Source organism: uncultured Xylophilus sp. (assembly GCA_913776965.1).
In the GTDB taxonomy this organism is placed as follows: Bacteria; Pseudomonadota; Gammaproteobacteria; order Burkholderiales; family Burkholderiaceae_C; genus Xylophilus.
The window spans coordinates 15,043-31,971 of record CAJYQL010000063.1; the positions used below are offsets into that span (position 1 = coordinate 15,043).

A 16,929-nucleotide genomic window follows, 5' to 3' on the forward strand; every position below is an offset into this window, starting at 1 on the left:
ACACGGAGCTATCCGCCTGCCCGGCGTCCCCGCGCACACCCCTTCACGCAAGCACTCCCCACCCAGCAGCTTCTGCGAATAAGACAGGCGCCTTCCAAAGCGAGGCAACAGCAGTTGCCCCTAAAAACCTGCCGCCTAACCCCCCCAGCGCCGCCCGCATCCATCCCAGCCCGTCGCTTGTCCCGTTCGGCACCGCCCCCCGTACCGGCTTGTACTCGCAGCCGATCCAGCCGTCGAAGCCCAGTTCGTCGATCAGCCGGAACAGGAACGGGTAGTGGATCTCCCCCGTGTCCGGCTCGTGGCGCGCCGGCACGCCCGCGATCTGCAGATGCGCGACGCGGCCGGTCGGCAGCCAGGTGCGCAGCTTCGCGGCCAGGTCGCCCTCGACAATCTGGCAGTGGTACAGGTCCATCTGCACCTGCAGGTTGGGCGCGCCGACCGCCTGCAGCACCGCATGCGCGTCGTCCTGGCGGTTGAGCAGGTAGCCCGGCATGTCGCGGGTGTTGATCGGCTCGATCAGTACCTGCCGGCCGGCCTTCTGCGCCTGGGTCGCGGCCCAGCGCAGGTTGGCGACGTAGGTGGCGCGCAGTGCCGCAGGATCGGTGCCCGCCGGCACCAGGCCGGCCATCACGTGGATCTGCGCACAGTCGAGCGCATCCGCATAGGCCAGCGCATGCGCGAAGCCCTCGCGGAATTCCGCCTCGCGCCCTGGCAGGGCCGCGATGCCGCGCTCGGCGCGGTTCCAGGCGGTGGCGACCGCCTCGGCGTCGCCGCCGCTCGGCGGTGCGTTGAACAGCGCCTGCCGCAGCCCGTGGGCTTGCAGCCGCGCGGCGATCTCGGCGGCCGGGAACGGGTACGGCGCGAGGTATTCGACCGCGCCGAAGCCGTCGCGCGCGGCGGCCTCGAAACGGTCGAGGAAATCGAGTTCCTGGTACAGGAAGGAAAGATTGGCGGCGAAGCGGGGCATGGGCGGATGTGTCGGAAGAAAAAGGGGAAGAGCTACCAGCGCGCGCCGAAGGTGGTGCGCAGTTCGTCGATCCGGTCGGCGCCGAGCGGCGCGGCGCGGCCGCCGTCGAGGTAGTGGAGCCGCGCGGTCTCCTCCAGCTCCTCCAGCGTCGCCATCGCCGCGGCGGGCGTGTCGTGCCACACGTTGGGGCCGAGCCGCTCCAGCATCACCGCGTGGATCGGTGTGCCGCGTTCGCCGTAGCGCACGATGGTCGCGGCCACCTGCTCGGCGGCCTCGGACGCGCCCGGCCGGTGGTAGGGGATGACCGGCACATGGCCCACCTTCATCACGAAATAGGGCGTGAGCGCCGGCAGCAGTTCGCGGTCGTCGCCGGGAGCGCTTGGGGCCTGCAGCGTCAGCGCCACGCAGTGCGTGCTGTGGGTGTGGATCACGCAGCGCGTCTGCGCGTCGAAACGGGTGGCGCTGTCGTAGATGCGGCGGTGCAGCGCCAGCGTCTTGCTCGCGCGGTCGCCCGCCACCTGGCGGCCGCCGGCATCGACCTGCGCGAGGCGGGCCGGGTCGAGGAAGCCCAGGCAGGCGTCGGTCGGCGTGATCAGGAAGCCGCCGTCGTCGAGCCGCACGCTGATGTTGCCGGCGGTGGCGTGCACGTAGCCGCGCGCGAACAGGCTCTGGCCGACGCGGCAGATCTCCTCGCGCAGGGCCGCGCTGTCGGAACCGCTCATGCCTGAAGTGCCGTGAAGGCCTTGGTGAAGAAGTCGTCGGTGCCGAAGTTGCCCGACTTCAGCGCGATATGCAGCGCCGCGCCGCCGTCCACGTCGGTGCGGGCATGGCACCACGGCACGCCGGGGTCGATCTGGCCGCCGATCTGCATCTGCTCGATGCCGAGCGCCTGCACGCAGGCGCCCGAGGTCTCGCCGCCGGCGACGATCAGCTGGCGCACACCGCGCTCGACCAGCCCGCGCGCGATGGCGGCGATCGCGCGCTCGACCATCGCGCCGGCCTCTTCCACGCCCAGGCGGCCCTGGATCGACTTCACCGCCGACGGCTCGGCCGTCGAATAGACCAGCACCGATCCGTCAGCGATCCGGCCCTCGGCCCAGGCGAGCGCCATGCCGGCCACGTCCACGCCCGCGGCGATCTGCAGCGGGTCGATCGCCAGCGCCGCGCCGCCTTGGCCGACGAAGTCCATCACCTGCCGGTTGGTCGCGACCGAGCAGCTGCCCGAGACGATCGCCCGCAGCCCGGTGGCCGGCGGCAGCGCGGCGGCGGCCGCCGACGGCGCGATGCCGAAGTTGGCCGGCAGCGCGATCGCCACGCCCGAGCCCGCGGTCAGCAGCGGCAGGTCGGCAAAGGCCGGGCCCATGCGCAGCAGGTCGTCGTTGGTGACCGCGTCGACCACCGCGATCGCCACGCCCTCGGCCTGCAGCGCCGCAATGCGCACACGCACCGCGTCGGCGCCCTGCGCCACCACCGTATGGTCGATCAGCCCGACGGTGCGCGCGGTCTGCGCCTGCAGCACCCGGACCAGGTTGGCATCGGTCATGGGCGTGAGCGGATGGTGCTGCATGCCGCTCTCGTTGAGCAGCACGTCGCCCGCGAACAGGTAGCCCTTGAACACGGTGCGCTTGTTGTCCGGAAAGGCCGGCGTGGCGATGGTGAAGGGCGCATCCAGCGCGTCCATCAGCGCGTCGGTCACCGGGCCGATGTTGCCCTGCGGCGTGCTGTCGAAGGTGGAGCAGTACTTGAAGTAGATCTGCCGCGCGCCCTGCGCCTGCAGCCAGCGCAGCGCATCGAGCGACTGCGCCACCGCGTCGGCCGGCGCGATGGTGCGCGACTTGAGCGCGACCACCACCGCGTCCACGTCGACGTCGAGCGGCAGGGCCGGCACGCCGATGGTCTGCACCACGCGCATGCCGGCGCGCACCAGGTTGTTGGCGAGGTCGGTGGCGCCGGTGAAGTCGTCGGCGATGCAGCCGAGCAGGATCGTCTGGGTCATGGCGGGAAGGTCCGGGGAAAAGGAGGGGCGGGTCGCGGGCGGCGGCGCTGCGGCGACCACCGGCCACACGGGGCCGGTCAGTCGCGGATGGCCAGGCGCACCGCGCCGGGGTTCTCCTGCACGTAGTCGCGCAGGATCGCCTCGAAGCTCGCATCGGCGCGCAGGCCGAGTGCCTCGGCCCGGGCCGGCCGGAAGCGGCTCGGCCAGCTGGCGATGATGCGTTCGACCTGCGGGTCGGGCCGCCAGTCGATCAGCGCCGTGGCCGCGGGGCCGGCGACGCGTTCGAGGGCCGCGGCCATCTCGCGCACGGTGGTGGTGAGCGACGGCAGGTTGACGGCGGTGCGGGCGCCCCATGCGGCGCGCGATGCGGTCGCCGCGCGGATCAGGCCCTCGACGGTGCGCGCCGGCGAGGCCAGCGCGACCGCGGTGTCGGGCGGCACCGGGCAGACCGCCCGCTCGCCGGCCAGCGGCTCGCGCAGCATGCCGCTCAGGAAGCCCGAGGCGGCACCGTTGGGCCGGCCCGGCCGCACCGAGACGGTCATCAGCCGCACGTTGCGCGCCTGCACGAAGCCCTTGCGGCCGAAGTCCGCGACCAGCTGCTCGCCGACGAACTTCTGGATGCCGTAGCTGTTCTGCGGCGTCGGCAGGGTGGTGTCCTCGATCACCGCGGGCAGCGGCTGCTCGGGCGTGTCGCCGAACACCGCGACCGAGCTGGAGAACACGAACACCGGCGCGTGGCCGGCGGCGCGGCAGGCCTCCAGCAGGCCGCGGGTCGCGTCGAGATTGCTGCGCATGCCGAGGTCGAAGTCCGCCTCGCATTCGCCGCTGACGGCCGCCGCCAGGTGGTAGACCAGCTGCACGCCGGCGACCGGCAGCTGCCCCGCCGCGAGCAGCGCCGGCAGGTCGCCGCCGACGAAGGCGATGCGCGCGTCGGCCTGCAGGTCGTCCGGCGGCGGCGCGCGGTCGGCCAGCACGATGCGGCCGATCGGCTGCGCATCGGCGCCGGCCAGGGACAGGGAGCCCTGCGCGAGCAGGGTGCGGGCGAGCCGTGCGCCGAGAAAGCCGCAGCCGCCGGTGATGAGGATGTTCAGTGCCATGCCTGCGATCTTCAGGCTTTCCGCGGCAGCTCGATACCCGGAAAGATCTTGATCACCGCGCTGTCGTCTTCCTTCGCGAAGCCGGCGGTCGAGGCCTGCATGAACATCTGGTGCGCGGTGGAGGACAGCGGCAGCGGGAATTTGCTGGCCCGCGCCAGGTCGAGCACGAGGCCCAGGTCCTTCACGAAGATGTCGACCGCCGACAGCGGCGTGTAGTCGGCCGCCAGCACATGGGCCATGCGGTTCTCGAACATCCAGCTGTTGCCCGCGCTGTGGGTGATGACCTCGTACAGACCCGCCGGGTCCACGCCTTCGCGCAGGCCGAGCGCCATCGCCTCGGCGGCCGCGGCGATGTGCACGCCCGCGAGCAGCTGGTTGATGATCTTCACCTTGCTGCCGGGGCCGGCAGCATCGCCGAGCCGGTAGACCTTGCCGGCCATCGCGTCGAGCGCGGCGCCGGCCTTGGCGTAGGCGGCGGGGCTGCCGGCGGTCATCATCGTCATCTCGCCGCTGGCCGCCTTGGCGGCGCCGCCGGAGATCGGCGCGTCGAGGTACAGGATGTCCATCGCGGCGAGGCGCGCCTCCAGCGCAATCGACCAGTTCGGGTCGACCGTGGAGCACATCACGAACACGCTGCCCGGCTGCATGCTCGCGGCGCAGCCGGGGGTGCCGTCGTTGCCGAACAGCACCGCCTCGGTCTGCGCGGCGTTCACCACCACCGAGACGATCACGTCGCAGCGGGCGCCCAGGTCGGCGAGCGTGGCGCAGGCGGTGCCGCCGTCTTGCGCGAAGGCCTCGGCGGCCTCGGTGCGGATGTCGTAGACGGCGAGGTCGAAGCCGGCGCGGCGCAGCGACTGCGCCATGCCGCGGCCCATGGCCCCGAGGCCGATCAGTCCGATGGTGGAAGGCATGCGAGAGGATTCCGGTGGAGTCGAAGAAACAGTCAGGGGACGGGCGCGGTCGCCGGCTCAGTCGAGCGCGATCTTGGCGTAGGCCGCCACCTGCTTCCACTGCGCCGCGTCGGCGGCCAGGAAGCGGGCGGTGGCGCGCTCGTCGAGGAAGGCGGGCTCGGCGCCCTGGCGCTGCATCGCGGCCGCGACCTCGGGCAGACGCACGATGCGCTGCAGCACCTCGCCGAGCCGCGCCGTCACCGCGGGCGGCAGGCCGGCGGGTGCGGCCATGCCGAACCAGGCGCTCACGTCGAAGCCGGCCACGCCGGACTCCGCCAGCGTGGGCACCGATGGCAGCGCCGGGCTGCGCTCGGGCGTCGTGACCGCCAGCGCCCGCAGCCGTCCCGACTGGATCTGGCCGATCGCCGAGGGCAGGTTGTCGAACATGAAGTCCACCTCGCTGGACAGCAGCGCGGTGATCGCCGCCGCCGCGCCGCGGTAGGGCACGTGCGTGACGAAGATGCCGGTGCGCGACTTGAACAGTTCCGCGCTCAGGTGCAGCGAGGTACCGTTGCCGTTGGAGGCGTAGTTGAGCTTGCCGGGCGCCGCCTTGGCGCGGGCGACGATGTCCTGCACCCGCTGGAGGCCGCTCACCGGGTTCACCAGCAGCACGTTGGGCACCCGGCCGAGCAGTGCCACCGGCGCCAGCTGCGCGGGCTGGTAGGGCAGGTTGCGGTAGACCGCCGGGCTGATCGTCAGCGCGGGCGAGGCCATGAGCAGCGTGTACCCGTCCGGCGCGGCACGCGCCGCCTCGGCCGCGCCGAGGTTGCCGCCGGCGCCGGGCTTGTTGTCCACCACGACCGGCTGGCCGAGCTCCTGCGCCAGCCGGGTGCCGATCAGCCGGCCCATCGTGTCGATCAAACCGCCGGGCGGGAAGGGCACCACCAGCCGGATCGGGCGGACGGGCCAGGCCGGTGCCTGCGCCAGGACTGGGCCGGCGATCAGGGCCGTACCTGCGGCGAGCAGACCACGGCGCGAAAGAGAGCAGTGCGGCAGATTCATATGGTCATCATACAAATTAGTGTGTGACCCCAGGCAAGGGTTTCTCCCAGGCCGTCTCGACCGTCTCAGGTCGGAGGGGCGACCGTCAGTGCACGCGCCAGCGCCTCGCCCTGCTGCGTCCAGAACGCCGGATCGGCCTGCTCGATACGGTGGATCGCGTTGTGCATGTGGTCGGCGGCGGCCTGACGTGCAGCCGCCGGGTCGCCGGCCGCGATCGCGTCGACGATGCGGGCATGTTCGGCGCTCACCGCCTGCGCGAAATCCAGCCGCCGTGCCTCGTTGGCCCGGGTGACCCGGGTGGCACCGTGCAGGAACTGGCCGAGGTAGTCCAGCGTGCCCATCAGGAAGGGGTTGCGGGCGGCGTCGGCGATCGCACGGTGGAAGCGCACGTCCTCGTCCACGCCGTCGCCACCGGCCGCCACGGCGGCGTCCAGCGCGTCGATGCAGCCGCGGATCGCCTGCAGGTCGGCCGCGTCGCGGCGCTCGGCGGCAAGCGCCGCAACCTCGGATTCGAGTGCGCGGCGCACCTCGACGATCTGTACCACCGCCGCCCGGGAGCCGGCGTGGCGCGCATCGAAGTTGAGCGGCGAGAAGCCGGCGGCGCGGGCGTACACACCGCTGCCCTGGCGCGATTCGACCAGCCCGACCGACTTGAGCCGCGACACCGCTTCCCGCACTACGGTGCGGCTCACGCCGAACTGGGTGGCGAGTGCGGCTTCGGTCGGCAGCCGGTCGCCGGCGGCGATGCGGCCGCCGCGCAGCTCGGCCTCCAGCGCGTCGGCCACCCGGTCCGACAGCCGGGCGCCGGGGACGAGCGATGCAAACGGGGCGAGGGCCATGGTGGTCGTGCTGAAGGCGTCGGCGCTTACGGCTGCGGCGTCCGCTCCAGCTTGAACACGGCGGTCGCGGCGCGCAGGTTGGGCCAGACGCGCACTTCGCGGCCGTTCTGCAGGCCGAAGGCGTCGAGCACCCGCAGGTCGTTCTTCTGCGCGAGCGCCGCGAAGTCGCGGAAGGTGCCGACCCGGATGTTGGGCGTGTCGTACCACTGGTAGGGCAGCCGCCGGGTGACCGGCATGTGGCCCTGCAGCACGCTCAGCCGGTTCGGCCAGTGCGCGAAGTTGGGGAACGCGACGATGCCGAAGCGGCCGACCCGTGCGGTCTCGCGCAGCATGGTTTCGGCATTGCGCAGGTGCTGCAGGGTGTCGAGCTGCAGCACGACGTCGAAGCTGTGGTCGTCGAACAGGTCGAGCCCGTCCTCGAGGTTGCGCTGGATCACGTTGACACCGCGCTGCACGCAGGCCAGCACGTTGGCATCGGCCAGCTCGATGCCGTAACCGGTGCAGCCGCGCTCGCGCGCCAGCAGGTCGAGCATCGCGCCGTCGCCGCAGCCGAGGTCGAGCACGCGCGCGCCGCGCGGCACCAGCTGCGAGATCAGGCGCTGGGTGACCGAATCGCTCATGGAAGAACCTCCGTGCTGCGCCCTGCGGTGCGGACGTCTCGGGGCGACAGGGCGGCGTTCATGCGGCCACCTCCGCGCCGAGCGGGATGCGGCCGAAATAGCTGCGTACCACCGCCAGGTAGCGTGGGTCTTCCAGTAGGAAGGCGTCGTGGCCGTGCGGCGCGTCGATCTCGGCGTAGCTCACGTCGCGCCGGTTGTCGAGCAGCGCACGCACCATCTCGCGGCTGCGCGCCGGAGCGAACCGCCAGTCGGTGGTGAAGCTGACCAGCAGGAACTTCGCGGTGCAGCGGGCGAAGGCGCGCGCCAGGCTGCCGCCGTAGAGCCGCGCCGGGTCGAAGTAGTCGAGCGCCCGGGTGATCAGCAGATAGGTGTTGGCGTCGAAATACTCGCTGAACTTGTCGCCCTGGTAGCGCAGGTAGCTCTCGATCTGGAACTCGACGTCCTGCGTGGTGTAGCGGTAGGCCGCCTCGGCCCGGTCGGTCGCGCGCAGCTGGCGGCCGAACTTCTCGTTCATCACGTCGTCGCTCAGGTAGGTGATGTGGCCGATCATCCGGGCGATGCGCAGGCCGCGCTTGGGCACCGTGTTGAATTCGTAGAAGTGGCCGCCGTGGAAGTCGGGATCGGTCACGATCGCGCGGCGCGCCACCTCGTTGAAGGCGATGTTCTCGGCATTCAGGTTGGGCGCGCTCGCGACCACCACCGCATGCCGCACCCGGTCGGGATACTGCAGCGTCCACGACAGCGCCTGCATGCCGCCCAGGCTGCCGCCGAGCACCGCGGCCAGCGTGCGGATGCCGAGGGCGTCCAGCAGACGGGCCTGGGCGTCCACCCAGTCCTCGACCGTGACCACCGGGAAATCCGCGCCCCAGGCCTTGCCGGTGGCGGGGTTGGTCTGCGCCGGTCCGGTGGAGCCGAAGCAGGAACCGAGGTTGTTGATGCCGATCACGAAGAACCGGTCGGTGTCCACCGGCTTGCCCGGCCCGACCATCGAGTCCCACCAGCCTTCGGAGCGCGGCTGGCCGTCGTAGACGCCTGCCACATGGTGCGAGGCGTTGAGCGCATGGCACACGAGCACCGCGTTGGACCGCTGCGCGTCGAGCGTGCCGTAGGTCTCGTAGGCCAGCGTGTAGCCGGCGATCGAGGCGCCGCTCTGCAGCGGCAGCGCCTCGGCGAAATGCATCGACTGGGAAACGGCAATGAGCGGCATGGCGGCAACAAAAAACCCGGCGACGCTGAAAACGAGGCCGGGCTGTGCTGGAGATCAGGCGCGCTGCGGTCCGTCTTTAGCTGAACTTGTTAAGCGCCCGCAAGCTGGAGCAAATCGGCGCGTCGGACGAGTATACGCCGCGTCCTTTGAAAACCGCATCTGCACCGTTTTGCACAAACTGCACGCTATTGGCGCAGTTATTGCTATGTCTTGGTGCCGACCGCGCATCGATGCACTTCTCTGCAGCGGAGGCTCTTCCTTCAAGGCACCAAAACAGGTCATAATTTTCATGGACGCACTCAAACAGGGCGTGGACGCACTTTTCATCCTCCTCGGCGGCATCATGGTGCTGGCGATGCACGCGGGCTTCGCATTCCTGGAACTCGGCACCGTCCGCAAGAAGAACCAGGTCAATGCGCTGGTGAAGATCTTGGTGGACTTCAGCGTCTCGACCGTCGTGTATTTCGCGGTCGGCTATGGCGTCGCCTACGGCACGCACTTCTTCGTCGGCGCGGAAACGCTCGCCGCGAAGAACGGCTACGAGCTGGTGAAGTTCTTCTTCCTGCTGACCTTCGCCGCCGCCATCCCGGCCATCATCTCCGGCGGCATCGCCGAGCGGGCGCGCTTCTGGCCGCAGCTGGTGGCCACGGCGGCGATCGTCGGCTTCGTCTATCCCTTCTTCGAGGGCATCGCCTGGAACCGCCACTTCGGCGTGCAGGACTGGATCGCACGCGTCACCGGCGCCGATTTCCACGACTTCGCCGGCTCGGTGGTGGTCCATGCGATGGGCGGCTGGCTGGCGCTGCCGGCGGTGCTGCTGCTGGGGGCGCGCAGCAACCGCTACCGCAAGGACGGCGCGATGAGCGCCCATCCGCCGTCGAACATCCCGTTCCTGGCGCTCGGCGCGTGGATCCTGACGGTCGGCTGGTTCGGCTTCAACGTGATGAGCGCGCAGACCATCGACAAGATCTCGGGGCTGGTGGCGGTCAATTCGCTGATGGCGATGGTCGGCGGCACCCTGGCGGCGCTGGCCTGCGGCCGCAACGACCCGGGCTTCGTGCACAACGGCCCGCTGGCCGGCCTGGTGGCGGTCTGCGCCGGCTCGGACCTGATGCATCCGCTGGGCGCGCTGGTGGTCGGCGCGATCGCGGGTACGCTGTTCGTCGTGCTGTTCACGCTCACCCAGAACCGCTGGAAGATCGACGACGTGCTGGGCGTATGGCCGCTGCACGGCATCTGCGGCGCCTGGGGCGGCGTGGCAGCCGGCATCTTCGGCCAGCAGGCGCTGGGCGGACTGGGCGGTGTCAGCCTGAGCGCGCAGCTGATCGGCACTGTGCTCGGCGTGGCGTGGGCACTGCTGGGCGGCGCGGTCGTCTACGGTCTGCTCAAGCTGCTGGTCGGCCTGCGGCTCAGCCCCGAGGAAGAGTTCGACGGCGCCGACCTGTCGGTACACCGGATCAGTGCGACGCCCGAGCGCGAAGCGAACTGGTGACGTCCGACGAGCGGACGACCGGGTGTAAGTCCGTAGTGCGCGAGCGTCAATTCGTCGTGGACAAACACCGATCTCGCGCATAATGACCGCGCGCCTGCGCTCCTAGTGCAGGCGGATTTGCGGTGTTTGGTCAGTTTCGCGTCTCTGAAGTCGTCACTGGTTTGCTGGTAGCGTGGCCCGGACTCCATCGCGTGGTGTTTTTTTCTGAGGAGTCCTTCGATGGGCAACAAACTTTACGTGGGCAACCTGCCCTATTCCTTCCGCGACGAAGACCTGCAGCAGACGTTCAGCCAGTTCGGCTCGGTCTCCAGCGCCAAGGTCATGATGGAGCGTGACACCGGCCGTTCCAAGGGCTTCGGCTTTGTCGAGATGGGCAGCGATGCGGAAGCGCAGACCGCCATCGAAGGCACCAATGGCGCCTCTTTCGGCGGCCGCAACCTGGTCGTGAACGAAGCCCGTCCGATGGAGCCGCGTCCTCCCCGTAGCGGTGGCGGCGGCTACGGCGGCGGCGGCGGTGGTTACGGCGGCGGCGGCGGCGGCGGCTACGGCGGCGGCCGCAGCGGTGGAGGCGGCTACGGTGGCGGCGGCGGTTACGGCGGCGGCGGTGGCGGCTACGGCGGTGGCCGCGGCGGTTACTGAGCCGGTCGCACGCCGACTACGATAAAAGGGCCTTCGGGCCCTTTTATCATGGCTTTTCTGCTCTGTATGTAACGCCGAATAAACACTTGCTTTTTCTCAAAACCCGTGGAACATAATGCGGCGACATGCCCGTCCGGGCGTGCCGTTTCGCGGTGATCCGTCGGTGGCGCTTGGCCGGTGCTGATTGCGTTTTCGGGATTCCGTCGTCTTTGTGTCCGTGATTTTTTGAGGATTTCCCTGCAATGGGTAACAAGCTCTACGTCGGCAATCTGCCGTACTCCGTCCGCGACGGCGACCTCGAACAGGCCTTCAGCCAGTTCGGCGCCGTGACCAGCGCCAAGGTCATGATGGAACGCGACACCGGCCGGTCCAAGGGATTCGGCTTCGTCGAGATGGGCAGCGACGAGGAAGCCCAGTCCGCCATCAACGGCATGAACGGCCAGCCGCTCGGCGGCCGGGCCGTGGTCGTAAACGAAGCGCGTCCGATGGAGGCACGTCCGCCCCGCTCCGGCGGCTACGGCGGTGGCGGTGGCGGTTACGGCGGCGGTGGTTACGGCGGCGGCGGCGGTGGTGGCTACGGTGGTGGTGGCGGCCGCAGCGGCGGTGGTGGTTACGGCGGCGGCGGTGGTGGTGGTGGCTACGGTGGACGTGGCGGCGGAGGTGGCGGCGGTGACGGTGGTTTCCGCAGCCCCTACGGTTCCGGCCCGCGCGGCGGTGGCGGTGGTGGCCGCAGCGGCGGCGGGGGTGGTTATGGCGGCGGCGGTGGTGGCGGCTACGGCAACGGCGGTTACTGAGCCATCCTGACCCCTTCAGCAAAAAAGGCCCTGCGGGGCCTTTTTTGTGGGCGTTCGCCGGCTGTCGACCTATCGTGCGCGGTGCCGATGGGCACGGCGTTTCAGGAAGAGGGCGTCGAAGCCCCCGGCCGGCGCGGTTTGCGCGCGCGGCCTGTCAGCAGTCGGTCGAACAGCGGGTTGGGCAACAGGCGCAGCAGTTTCGCCACCACGCCCATCTGCCACGGAATGACGCGGTAGGACACGCCAGCCTCGATCGCCGCAAATGCCTTGTCCGCGAAGGCGTCCGGCGCCATCAGGAAGGGCATGCCGTAGCGGTTCTGGCGGGTGAGCGGCGTGTCGATGTAGCCCGGGCAGAGCGTCACCACCTGCACGCCGTGCGGCCGCAGCTCGCCGCGCAGGCTTTCGCAGTAGGCGATCGCGCCGGCCTTGCTCGCGCAGTAGGCGCCATGGCCGGGCAGCCCGCGGATGCCGGCGACGCTGCCGATCCCGACCAGCCGGCCGCTGCCCCGCGCGACCATGCCCGCCACGAACGGATGGAAGGTGGCCGCCATGCCGATGTTGTTGGTGGCGAAGGTCTGCGCCAGCACATCGAGGTCGCCGCGGTCGGCGGTGTCCATGCCGATGCTGATGCCGGCATTGGCGATGACCGCGTCGGGCAGTCCCTGGCGGGCGATGCAGGCCTCGCCCGCCGCCACGATGCTGGCGATATCGGTCACGTCGGCGCTATAGATGGCATAGCTGTCGGCGCCCAGCCTGCTTGCGCGGGCCCAGGATTCGATCTCGGCGGTGCGGCGTGCGGCCAGTGCCAGCCGCCAGCCGGCGCGGTGGAAGCGCGCCGCCAGCGCCTGGCCGATGCCGCTCGATGCGCCAGTGATGAACACCAGCGGACGCGGGTCGTGGGTGGCCACTGGCACGACCCCGCTCATCGCGCCGCCCCCTGGCGCGGCATCAGCATGCCGCGGACCCGGCCGCGCAGTTGCATCACCTGGTCGAGGTTGTCGTAGTCCATCTGGTTGGCGGTGAACTGGTCGTTGCCGCGGGTCAACGTCACCGGCAGGTGCGATTTCACCCGCTCGGTATTGGTGTAGGCGTGCAGGAATTCGCTGCGGAACTGCATGCGCGGCGTGACCTGGCCGCCCTTGCCGGTCATCGGCTCGCGGGTCACGATGGCGTTGCCGAACAGCTGCACCTCGGAGCCGTCGCCGTTGCTCAGGGCGCGTTCGGCGGTCGCGACGGTCAGGGCGCCGGTGGCGCTGATCGCCCGGATGCGCGGCTTGTCGATCTCCAGCGTGTCGGTGTCGGGATAGTGCCGGCCTTCGGTGCCGAAGATCTCGCGCTGCAGCTTGCCGTTCGCGTCGAAGGTGCGCAGCGCGAAGTCGCGCATGAAATAGTCCGGCTCGTGGCGCTCCGGCCGCACCACCTCGGGGGCGCTCGGGGCGGGGGTGCTGCGCACCAGCCAATAGCTGCCGAGCGCGAACAGCGCCATCAGCAGGATCGGCAGGTAGATCGACAGCCGGTCGACGCCGTCGCGCAGCAGGGCGACCGGGCCACGGCGGGCGGGCAGGACGGCACTCATCGCGTCGCCCTTCTAGCGACACGGCGGGCGGGCGCGCACCGGCCCCGGCGATCAGCACGCAGGGCGGCGCTCATCCGGCGTAGGCCTGCAGCAGATCGTCGTAGCGGCCGGAGGCGGCGAGCAGCAGGTCGCAGCATTCGCGCACCGCGCCGTGGCCGGCCTGCGTCCGCGTCACATGGTGCGCCACGGCCAGCACCTCGCCGTGCGCGCCGGGCGCGGCGCAGGCGAAGGCGGCGCGGCGCATCAGCGGCAGGTCGGGCCAGTCGTCGCCCATGGCCGCGGCCTGGTGCCAGCCCAGGCCGAGCGCGGCCAGCGTGGCTTCGGCGGCCGGCCGCTTGTCCTCGGTGCCGAAATGCGCATGCACGATGCCCAGTGCGCTCAAGCGCGCGCGCAGCGGACGCGAATCGCGGCCGGTGACGATCGCGGGCAGGATGCCCGCGCGCTGCAGCAGCTTGAGCCCGTGGCCGTCCAGCGTGTTGAAGCGCTTGATCTGTTCGCCGCCGACCCGCGGGTCGTCTTCCGGGTATTCGGCGAAGTACAGGCCGCCGTCGGTCAGCACGCCGTCGACGTCGAAGAACGCCACGCGCACGTCCTGGGCGCGCAGCAGCAGTTCGGGTTCCCAGCGCAGCACCGGGGCGAGGGGCGGCAGCGTATCCATCAGACGACCTTCGCCCGCATCAGTTCGCCGATGTGCACCAGGCCGACCAGCCGGCCGTCCGCGTCGGCCACCAGCAGGCTGGTGATGCGGTGCTGCTCCATGCGCTCGGCCGCGTCGGCGGCGAGCGCCGTCGGGGCGATGGTGCGCGGCGCGGCGTGCATCACGTCGCGGGCGGTCAGGGCGCGCAGGTCGGCGCCGGTCTCGACCAGCCGGCGCAGGTCGCCGTCGGTGAAGATGCCGAGCAGGCGCTGCTCCGGCCCGACCACCGCGGCGGCGCCGAGGCCCTTGGCGCTCATCTCGCGCATCAGCACGGCGAAGGAGGCGTCCGGCGCGACGGCGGGCAGCGCGTCGCCGGTGACCATCACGTCGGCGACATGCGTCAGCAGCTTGCGGCCGAGCGCGCCGCCGGGATGCGACCGGGCGAAGTCCTCGGGCCGGAAGCCGCGCGCGTCGAGCAGGGCGACCGCCAGCGCGTCGCCCAGTGCGACCTGGGCGGTGGTGCTGGCCGTAGGCGCCAGGTTGTGGGGGCAGGCTTCCTTCTCGACGCCGCTGTCAAGCACGATGTCGGCATGGCGGGCCAGGGTGGAGCGCGCGCCGCCGGTCATCGCGATCAGCGGCGCACCCAGCCGGCGCACCACCGGCAGGATGGCGGCCAGCTCGGAGACTTCGCCGCTGTTGGAGATGCCGAGCACCACGTCGTCGGCGGTGATCATGCCGAGGTCGCCGTGGCTCGCCTCGGCCGGGTGCACGAACATCGCGGGCGTTCCAGTGGAGGCGAGCGTCGCGGCGATCTTGCGGCCGATGTGGCCGCTCTTGCCCATGCCCATCACCACCACCCGGCCGCGGCAGGCCAGGATGGCGCGCACCGCCTCGGCGAAGCCGTCGCCGAGCCGGGCCTTCAGGCCGGTCACCGCGGCGGCCTCGATGTCGAGCGTCTCGTGCGCCAGGCGCAGGGCCGCGGCGGCGTCGAAACCGGCGGAGGAAGGCAGCGATGCGGTCATCGGTGGATTTTATCGGCCGCCCCGTTTCCGTGCGCCGGCCCGGGGCACGGGCTGGCGCGGCACCGTGCTTGCTAGCATGCCGCCATGTCCTCGCTCGAATTGACGCTGCTCTACCTGCTCGCAGCCGTGCTGGGCGTGGTCGCCTGCCGCAGCCTGCGGCTGCCGCCGATGCTGGGCTATCTGATCGCCGGCGTGCTGATCGGCCCGCACGCGCTGGCGCTGGCGCAGAACTCCGAAGGCGTGCGCCATCTCGGCGAATTCGGCGTGGTGTTCCTGATGTTCGTGATCGGGCTGGAATTCAGCCTGCCCAAGCTGCGCGCGATGCGCCGGCACGTGTTCGGCCTGGGGCTCGCGCAGGTGCTGCTGACGATGGCGGTCGCGACGGCCGGTGCGCTGCTGGTCGCGTACCTGCTGCCGGCCTACTGGCAGATGAGCTGGCAGGCGGCGGTCGCCTTGTCCGGCGCGCTGGCGATGAGCAGCACCGCCATCGTGGTCAAGCTGATGGCCGAGCGGCTGGAGCTGGAAAGCGAGCACGGCAAGCGCGTCATGGGCATCCTGCTGTTCCAGGACCTGGCGGTGGTGCCGCTGTTGGTGCTGATTCCGGCCCTGGGGTCGTCGCCCGAGCGGCTGCTGATCGAGGTGGGCATCGCGACGGCCAAGGCCGCGGTGCTGGTCACGCTGCTGCTGGTCGGCGGGCAGAAGGTGATGCGCTGGTGGCTCACGCTCGTCGCGCGGCGCCGCAGCGAGGAGCTGTTCATGCTCAACCTGCTGCTGATCGCACTCGGCCTTGCTTGGCTCACCGAATGGGCCGGGCTGAGCCTGGCGCTCGGTGCGTTCATCGCCGGCATGCTGGTGTCGGAGACCGAATTCAAGCACCAGGTGGAGACCGACATTCGGCCGTTCCACGACGTGCTGCTCGGCCTGTTCTTCATCACCGTCGGCATGATGCTCGACTGGCACGTGCTGCTCGAGCGCTGGGGCCTGGTGCTGGCGCTGCTGCTGGTGCCATTGCTGCTGAAACTGGTGCTGATCACCGCGCTCGCGCGGCTGCTGGGCGCGACCGCCGGCGTGTCGCTGCGCACCGGCCTGTACCTGGCGCAGGCCGGGGAGTTCGGCTTCGTGCTGCTGTCGCTGGCGCAGGCCCGTGGGCTGATCGCGCCCTCGCTCCTCAATCCGGTGCTGGCGGCGATGGTGCTGTCGATGCTGGCGACGCCCTTCATCGTGATGTACGCCAACCGGATCGTGATGAAGCTGGTCGCGAGCGAATGGCTGCAGCAGTCGCTGCAGATGACGACCATCGCGCGCAAGTCGATCAACGCCCACAAGCACGTGATCATCTGCGGCTACGGCCGCTGCGGCCAGAACCTGGCACGGATGCTGGAGCGCGAGGGCATTCCGTCGATCGCGCTCGACCTCGACCCCGACCGGGTGCGGCAGGCCGCGGCGGCGGGCGACTCGGTCGTCTTCGGCGACGCCGCGCGGCTGCAGGCGCTGATGGCGGCCGGACTGGCGCGGGCCAGTGCGGTGGTCGTCACCTACCTGGACGTGCCGGGCACGATGAAGCTGCTGGCGCATGCCCGCTCGCATGCGCCGCAGGTGCCGGTGGTCGTGCGCACCCAGGACGACCGCGACCTGGAAAAACTGCAGGAAGCCGGCGCCACCGAAGTGGTGCCCGAGGCGATCGAAGGTTCGCTGATGCTCGCGAGCCATGCGCTGGCGCTGGTCGGCGTGCCGATGCGCCGCGTGATCCGGGTGGTGCAGGACCAGCGCGATGCCCGCTACGACCTGTTGCGCGGCTATTTCCACGGCGCCGACGACGACGACGCGCAGGACCACGACACCGAACGGCTGGCGCCGGTCACCCTGGCGCTGGGCGTGGCGGCGGTCGGGCGCAGCGTCGGCGCGCTGGCGCTGCACACGCTGGGGGTGCGGGTGGTCGGCGTGCGGCGCGCCAACGGCCGCACCGCGCCGCCGGTGGCGGCTACCGTGCTGGAGGAAGGCGACACCCTGGTGCTGTCGGGCCGGCCCGCTGCGCTGGCGATGGCCGAGGAACTGCTCGCTCGGCGCTGATGCTGCGGCCAGCGCAGGCCG

General features: G+C 70.8%; 17 protein-coding genes. 4 read left to right on the forward strand and 13 right to left on the reverse strand.

The annotated features are described in order from the left end of the window. Window positions 1-43 precede the first annotated feature (43 nt). The 9 genes from otnI to QZ500_RS09225 form a co-directional block, all read right to left on the reverse strand. A complete protein-coding gene (gene otnI, locus QZ500_RS09185; RefSeq protein WP_295854104.1) occupies window positions 44-967 on the reverse strand; it encodes a 2-oxo-tetronate isomerase in 924 nt (307 codons plus the stop codon). A gap of 32 nt (window positions 968-999) precedes the next feature. Continuing rightward, entirely contained in the window at window positions 1,000-1,689 is a 690-nt protein-coding gene (locus QZ500_RS09190) for an aldolase (protein ID WP_295854107.1), read from the reverse strand. Next, window positions 1,686-2,963: a 3-oxo-tetronate kinase gene (gene otnK, locus QZ500_RS09195; protein WP_295854109.1), complete on the reverse strand. Its 1,278-nt coding sequence runs from the start codon at window positions 2,961-2,963 to the stop codon at window positions 1,686-1,688. Before otnK ends, QZ500_RS09190 begins: the two co-directional genes overlap by 4 nt. A 77-nt stretch (window positions 2,964-3,040) precedes the next feature. Further along, window positions 3,041-4,054 (reverse strand): D-erythronate dehydrogenase, encoded by a 1,014-nt coding sequence (gene denD, locus QZ500_RS09200; protein WP_295854333.1) that lies wholly within the window; start codon window positions 4,052-4,054, stop codon window positions 3,041-3,043. 17 nt (window positions 4,055-4,071) lie between these two features. Further along, window positions 4,072-4,971, reverse strand: coding sequence for an L-threonate dehydrogenase (gene ltnD, locus QZ500_RS09205; protein ID WP_295854110.1), 900 nt, complete (start codon window positions 4,969-4,971; stop codon window positions 4,072-4,074). A gap of 57 nt (window positions 4,972-5,028) precedes the next feature. Continuing rightward, window positions 5,029-6,012 (reverse strand): tripartite tricarboxylate transporter substrate binding protein, encoded by a 984-nt coding sequence (locus QZ500_RS09210; RefSeq protein WP_295854112.1) that lies wholly within the window; start codon window positions 6,010-6,012, stop codon window positions 5,029-5,031. A gap of 65 nt (window positions 6,013-6,077) precedes the next feature. Then, complete coding sequence (locus tag QZ500_RS09215) at window positions 6,078-6,851, reverse strand: FadR/GntR family transcriptional regulator (RefSeq protein ID WP_295854115.1); 774 nt, start codon at window positions 6,849-6,851, stop codon at window positions 6,078-6,080. 26 nt (window positions 6,852-6,877) lie between these two features. Continuing rightward, window positions 6,878-7,471: a methionine biosynthesis protein MetW gene (gene metW / locus QZ500_RS09220; protein ID WP_295854119.1), complete on the reverse strand. Its 594-nt coding sequence runs from the start codon at window positions 7,469-7,471 to the stop codon at window positions 6,878-6,880. A gap of 58 nt (window positions 7,472-7,529) precedes the next feature. Next, a complete protein-coding gene (locus QZ500_RS09225; RefSeq protein ID WP_295854122.1) occupies window positions 7,530-8,678 on the reverse strand; it encodes a homoserine O-acetyltransferase in 1,149 nt (382 codons plus the stop codon). A gap of 289 nt (window positions 8,679-8,967) precedes the next feature. Between QZ500_RS09225 and QZ500_RS09230 the strand changes: the two genes are divergently transcribed. The 3 genes from QZ500_RS09230 (at window position 8,968) to QZ500_RS09240 (ending at window position 11,603) form a co-directional block, all read left to right on the forward strand. Then, window positions 8,968-10,170, forward strand: coding sequence for an ammonium transporter (locus QZ500_RS09230; RefSeq protein ID WP_295854125.1), 1,203 nt, complete (start codon window positions 8,968-8,970; stop codon window positions 10,168-10,170). A 219-nt stretch (window positions 10,171-10,389) separates the two neighbouring features. Then, window positions 10,390-10,809, forward strand: a complete 420-nt coding sequence (locus QZ500_RS09235; RefSeq protein ID WP_295854126.1) for an RNA-binding protein — start codon at window positions 10,390-10,392, stop codon at window positions 10,807-10,809. Between the two features lie 242 nt (window positions 10,810-11,051). Further along, complete coding sequence (locus QZ500_RS09240; RefSeq protein ID WP_295854128.1) at window positions 11,052-11,603, forward strand: RNA-binding protein; 552 nt, start codon at window positions 11,052-11,054, stop codon at window positions 11,601-11,603. Between the two features lie 101 nt (window positions 11,604-11,704). On the opposite strand, the gene QZ500_RS09245 is transcribed toward QZ500_RS09240, so the two are convergent. The 4 genes from QZ500_RS09245 to QZ500_RS09260 all read right to left on the reverse strand — a co-directional run bounded on the left by QZ500_RS09245 (window position 11,705) and on the right by QZ500_RS09260 (window position 14,838). Then, window positions 11,705-12,529 (reverse strand): SDR family oxidoreductase, encoded by an 825-nt coding sequence (locus QZ500_RS09245; protein WP_295854131.1) that lies wholly within the window; start codon window positions 12,527-12,529, stop codon window positions 11,705-11,707. Beyond that, the gene (gene lptC, locus QZ500_RS09250) at window positions 12,526-13,179 is read right to left on the reverse strand and encodes an LPS export ABC transporter periplasmic protein LptC (protein WP_295854133.1); all 654 of its coding nucleotides are present in this window, start codon (window positions 13,177-13,179) and stop codon (window positions 12,526-12,528) included. Before lptC ends, QZ500_RS09245 begins: the two co-directional genes overlap by 4 nt. Window positions 13,180-13,249: 70 nt before the next feature. Further along, on the reverse strand, window positions 13,250-13,837 hold the full coding sequence (locus tag QZ500_RS09255; protein ID WP_295854135.1) for an HAD hydrolase family protein: 588 nt from the start codon (window positions 13,835-13,837) through the stop codon (window positions 13,250-13,252). Then, window positions 13,837-14,838 carry a KpsF/GutQ family sugar-phosphate isomerase gene (locus QZ500_RS09260; protein ID WP_295854138.1) on the reverse strand — a complete coding sequence of 334 codons (1,002 nt, stop codon included), beginning with the start codon at window positions 14,836-14,838 and terminating at the stop codon, window positions 13,837-13,839. Before QZ500_RS09260 ends, QZ500_RS09255 begins: the two co-directional genes overlap by 1 nt. Before the next feature lie 84 nt (window positions 14,839-14,922). On the opposite strand from QZ500_RS09260, the gene QZ500_RS09265 reads away from it, so the two are divergent. After that, window positions 14,923-16,908: a monovalent cation:proton antiporter-2 (CPA2) family protein gene (locus QZ500_RS09265; protein ID WP_295854141.1), complete on the forward strand. Its 1,986-nt coding sequence runs from the start codon at window positions 14,923-14,925 to the stop codon at window positions 16,906-16,908. Window positions 16,909-16,929: the final 21 nt, after the last annotated feature.

What these genes read in the sequence shown, in the direction of transcription:
- QZ500_RS09260 (WP_295854138.1), bottom strand. Translation starts at nt 14,838, where the DNA reads ATGACCGCATCGCTGCCTTCCTCCGCCGGTTTCGACGCCGCCGCGGCC.
- QZ500_RS09265 (WP_295854141.1), top strand. Translation starts at nt 14,923, where the DNA reads ATGTCCTCGCTCGAATTGACGCTGCTCTACCTGCTCGCAGCCGTGCTG.
- metW (WP_295854119.1), bottom strand. Translation starts at nt 7,471, where the DNA reads ATGAGCGATTCGGTCACCCAGCGCCTGATCTCGCAGCTGGTGCCGCGC.
- QZ500_RS09225 (WP_295854122.1), bottom strand. Translation starts at nt 8,678, where the DNA reads ATGCCGCTCATTGCCGTTTCCCAGTCGATGCATTTCGCCGAGGCGCTG.
- QZ500_RS09230 (WP_295854125.1), top strand. Translation starts at nt 8,968, where the DNA reads ATGGACGCACTCAAACAGGGCGTGGACGCACTTTTCATCCTCCTCGGC.
- QZ500_RS09210 (WP_295854112.1), bottom strand. Translation starts at nt 6,012, where the DNA reads ATGAATCTGCCGCACTGCTCTCTTTCGCGCCGTGGTCTGCTCGCCGCA.
- QZ500_RS09215 (WP_295854115.1), bottom strand. Translation starts at nt 6,851, where the DNA reads ATGGCCCTCGCCCCGTTTGCATCGCTCGTCCCCGGCGCCCGGCTGTCG.
- QZ500_RS09190 (WP_295854107.1), bottom strand. Translation starts at nt 1,689, where the DNA reads ATGAGCGGTTCCGACAGCGCGGCCCTGCGCGAGGAGATCTGCCGCGTC.
- ltnD (WP_295854110.1), bottom strand. Translation starts at nt 4,971, where the DNA reads ATGCCTTCCACCATCGGACTGATCGGCCTCGGGGCCATGGGCCGCGGC.
- QZ500_RS09235 (WP_295854126.1), top strand. Translation starts at nt 10,390, where the DNA reads ATGGGCAACAAACTTTACGTGGGCAACCTGCCCTATTCCTTCCGCGAC.
- QZ500_RS09245 (WP_295854131.1), bottom strand. Translation starts at nt 12,529, where the DNA reads ATGAGCGGGGTCGTGCCAGTGGCCACCCACGACCCGCGTCCGCTGGTG.
- QZ500_RS09240 (WP_295854128.1), top strand. Translation starts at nt 11,052, where the DNA reads ATGGGTAACAAGCTCTACGTCGGCAATCTGCCGTACTCCGTCCGCGAC.
- otnI (WP_295854104.1), bottom strand. Translation starts at nt 967, where the DNA reads ATGCCCCGCTTCGCCGCCAATCTTTCCTTCCTGTACCAGGAACTCGAT.
- lptC (WP_295854133.1), bottom strand. Translation starts at nt 13,179, where the DNA reads ATGAGTGCCGTCCTGCCCGCCCGCCGTGGCCCGGTCGCCCTGCTGCGC.
- otnK (WP_295854109.1), bottom strand. Translation starts at nt 2,963, where the DNA reads ATGACCCAGACGATCCTGCTCGGCTGCATCGCCGACGACTTCACCGGC.
- QZ500_RS09255 (WP_295854135.1), bottom strand. Translation starts at nt 13,837, where the DNA reads ATGGATACGCTGCCGCCCCTCGCCCCGGTGCTGCGCTGGGAACCCGAA.